The organism is Spirillospora sp. NPDC048819 (assembly GCF_040650055.1).
GTDB lineage: Bacteria > Actinomycetota > Actinomycetes > Streptosporangiales > Streptosporangiaceae > Spirillospora.
The window spans coordinates 1-3,984 of the sequence record NZ_JBEZGN010000087.1 but is presented as its reverse complement, the minus strand read 5'-3'; the positions used below and the strand labels follow the sequence as shown (position 1 = coordinate 3,984).

Here is a 3,984-nt window from a genome sequence, read left to right as displayed (position 1 = left end):
GGTGCTTATCTGCACCTGGCGTGAACGGGCAACTGTGGTGTTCATTGCTGGGTCTCCTGCCTGGTGTTGGTTGGCGGGAGTTGAGGGATGCCGAGGTTGATAGCGGGTCGCCGGGTCAGCCGTTGGGACTCTTCTCGCTTGGCTCGTAGGAAGGTCAGGGTGAGGTCGATGCCCTCGATCTCGCCGAGCCAGCCCTCGGCCTGCGCACGTTCCCGGCGGGTGAGCAGGTCGGTCTCGATCTCAACGAGCCGGTCGAGCATCTTGGGTTTGATGTGCAGCATCGGGCAGCGGATGCAGGCGTGTTCGTGCTGGCAGGGGGTGCCGTAGGGACGTCCGCAGGATCCGAGTTCGACCTTGCGCTTGTCGAAGTGTTCTTCGAACTCCTGCCACTCGGCGGGGGTGGTGTCGCGGTACTCGTCGATAGGGCGCAGAGCGCGGCGGTCGGCAAGGAAGGCGGTGTAGTGCCGGATGACGTCTTCCTCGAAGACCGCGACGTAGCCGCGGGTGGTCTGGATGTTGAGATGGCCGAGCAGGGCGGCGCCGATGTGTATGGGCAGGCCGCTGTTGACCAGTTCGGTGGTGAAGATCCTTCGGAAGTCGTGCGGGGTGAACCGGACGGTGCGGAACTCGGGATGCTGTTCGGCGAGGTCATCGCAGATGCGCCGGAGCATGTGCAGGACGGTCGCCGGGGCCAGGACGCGGCGGGTGGAGCCCTGTTGACGCTGGAACAGGAAGGGCAGGGGCGTGCTCCAGAGCTTGTCGTGGGCGTCGAAGCGGTTCAGAAGGAGGATCGAGCGGCCGTCACGGGTGTGACGACGGATAATCGACGCGATCACATGGAACAGCTCGGCGCTCATCGGGATGACGCGTTCGCGGTCGGTCTTGGACGGGGCGATCACCAGTAGCGCGATGACCTCACCGTTCGGGCGGCGGTATTGGCGGATGCTGAGGTGGGTGAGTTCGCACATCTCCTCGATCCGGACGCCCGAGTGCCGCAGCGTCTGGATGCAGGCCCACTCCCAGAACGCCTGCTCTTCCTCGGTCTCGACGTGGATGATCTGACCGGTCATCTCGTCGCGGACGCGGACGGCCAGGCGACCGCGCTGCCGCCGCCGGTGCCGGTCGTGGCGGGTGACGATCCGCCGGTAGGTCCGTCCATGCAGCTCGAAGGCGGCTCCGTCCGGGAGGAAGGCGGCGCGTTCGAGGAGGGTGCGGGCCCGCTCGTAACGGGCTTCGACGTGCTGGACCAGCAGGGGCAGCAGTGGCTGTCGTTGGCGGGTGCGGTCCGCGGAGCGTTCGTTGATCCGGCGGCGGCGTTTACCCAGGCCACGTAGTTCGCTGGGCGGGACCGGGCAGGGCGCCACCCAGGGACCCCAGAGTTCGGGTTCGTGGGCGGCCCAGGTGTGCAGGTCGTAGTAGAAGCTGCGGACGATGATGACGATCCCGTCGACGCCGGCGCGGGGTTTGCCGTCGTTGCGAGTGTTGATCATGTGTCGCCAGGTCGTGTAGACCTCGGGCGCGATCCGCAGGTCGGCCTGGTCGGGGTTGATCCTTTCGATCTTCTCCCAGAAGAGGTGGGCCAGTTCGAGGACCAAGTGGGACAGGGTGGCGTAGTCGGTGTCGGCTGACCTGCGGGTGAAGTAGTCGATGAGCAGCCGCCGGACCGCCTGGTTGCGGATGGTGTAGCGGTCGATCAGTTCCTCGACGGTGAGTTGGCCGCGGTGCAGGGCCTCACGCATGGTGGTCGGGGTGCCGGCCGGGAAGTGGCCCATCGCGTGCAGGACGTTCCACGCCGCTGGTCCGGCGAACCGGTTGGCGCTCTTACTGCCGGGGTTGCGGATCGCCGTGACCCGGCGGGTCTCGTGACCGTGATGCAACATCGCGGCCGGAGTCAGATCGGCCAGGGAGATGCCTTGCACGGTCAGCAGCAGGCACACCTCGAACAGTGCGAAACGACGGTGATCCCCGGACATCTCATGGGCGGCGACCTGTTCGGCGTACTTGTCCAGCAGGGGGTCATTCTGCGCGGTGACGAAGAACCCCGAGTATCCGGTGAAGGAGTTGGCGCGAAACGCCAGCAGAGAGGGCCGGATGACGCGCAGGCAGAACAACGATCGCACGCCTGGGCTGAAGGACCGTCCGTCGGTTCGGCGGGATCCGAGATCGGATGCCTTGATCTCGGCCCGTCCCAGTGGGCTGGCATCCCAGCGTTCCTGCCAGGTCTCTCCCGGATAGTCCAGGAGATACCGCAGGACCGCGCGGGTGGCCTCGCCGCGCTGATAGCGGGTGACCTTGGCGCCGTCCCAGACCTCGGTGGCCAGCCGGGCCAGGTGGTCGATCGAGCCAGTGGCAAGTTCTCCATGCGGCCGGGGCGGGACGCTCACGATCGCGGGCTCGGGTGTGATCCTGCGACCCGACACGAAGCGGCTGGAGAAGCCGAGCTCGGGGACCAGGGGGCCGTGGCGACGGCTGACGCCGGTGGTCGGACGCGTTTCAGCCACCGAACACCGCCGCGATGTCATCGGCGGCGTAGCCGGACGGGTAGTGGGCCTGTGGCTGCGGCCGGGTGTAGTGCTCGAACAGCCGGTCGGCCATCTCCTCGATTCCGGTGGTCAGGTACCGTCCGGTGGTCTGGACGTTGGCGTGCCGCAGGATCGTCTGGACCTCGGCCAGAGTGAGTTTGCCGCTGGTCGCCATTCGGGTCGCGGCGGTGTGCCGCAGGTCGTGCCAGGTCCAGTTGGTGCCGATCAACGCGTTGGCGCGCTGCATAACTCGCCGCAGGGCCCAGTAGCTCAGCGGCCGGTCAGGGCCCCGCCGCGCCCGCCAGATCGACTCGGCCGGTCTCGGTGTCCCGACCTCGTCCAGATACCGCGCCAACCGGAGGAACGCCTGCGGCGAGGCAGGCACCGCCTCCCGGCGGCGGGTCCCCTTCGACACGACGTAGATCCGACGCCCTGCCCAGTCGATGTCCTCGGGCATCACACCCAGCAGCTCGGCCGCTCTCGCTCCGCTGGACACCGCGAACTCCAGCAGCGCACGGTCCCGCTCACAGCCCATCGCCTCGAACAACTCGTCCCACATTCGGTCCGGGATCGCCCGTGGCGGACGGTCAGGCACCTTCTGCCGCAGCCGGGCCCGGCCCACGACCGGCTTGGACTCCAGCGGGCTCAGGTGCGACAGCGCGCGGCGCCGCTGCGGCGAGGACGGCACCGGGTTGACCACCGGGCCCCGGCTCCAGTGAGCGTGGTACTCGTAGAACCCGCTGATCACCGTCAACGTGTGATTGATCGTCGACTTTGCGTACCCGGGCCCAGGGCTCGGCTTGCCCGTCCGCAGGTTCACCGTCCCAGGTTCGGGCTTCCCGACAGCCCGCCGCCGCTGCAGGTTCGGCGCACTCCGCAGCCAGCCGACCAGCACCGCCACGTCGGATTCCGTCGCCTGGTCCCAGCCGATCTCCAGCGCCCACAGCAGCCGGAACCATCCCAGCATCCCGTAGGCGTAGCTTCGGCAGGTCAACGGGCTGCTGTCCCCCAACACCAGATCCTCCAGATACCGCGTCACCGGTTCGACCTCGACGGCGGCCTGGTCGACGACCCCGTACGGCGGATGCAGGCGCGACACCTTCACCACCGACCCCACGCGCGGGACCTGCACACGGCCTTCCGTCAGCTCACGACGAAGGTCCACTTCACACTCCTTGATCACGACATGAGGTGCCATGATCACCCAGGTGAAGGAAGTGCAGTTAACTGAGCAGGAGCGGGTGCCGGGGGCACCGTTGCTCATGCGCACGGGGATGGGGATGGAGCGGGACCCTTCGCGCATCAGGCGGCCGTAGAGGGTTTCGGTGCTGCCGTCGCGGCGGATGCGGTGCAGTTCGCGCAGGTCGATGCCGTGGGCGGCGGCGTAGGGAGCGGCGTGTTCGCGGATGTAGCGCAGGGTGGCGGGGTGTTCGGAGTCGTCGCCGACGTTGGCGAACAGGAA

Annotated in this window: 2 protein-coding genes; both read right to left on the bottom strand. The window is 67.7% G+C overall.

The window, feature by feature from the left end:
• Positions 1-41 precede the first annotated feature (41 nt).
• Positions 42-2,501 carry a site-specific integrase gene (locus tag AB0C35_RS45820; protein WP_358470931.1) on the bottom strand — a complete coding sequence of 820 codons (2,460 nt, stop codon included), beginning with the start codon at positions 2,499-2,501 and terminating at the stop codon, positions 42-44.
• Positions 2,494-3,984: site-specific integrase (locus tag AB0C35_RS45815; protein ID WP_358470928.1), on the bottom strand; the 1,491-nt coding region annotated here is incomplete at its 5' end. The genes AB0C35_RS45815 and AB0C35_RS45820, both read right to left, overlap by 8 nt.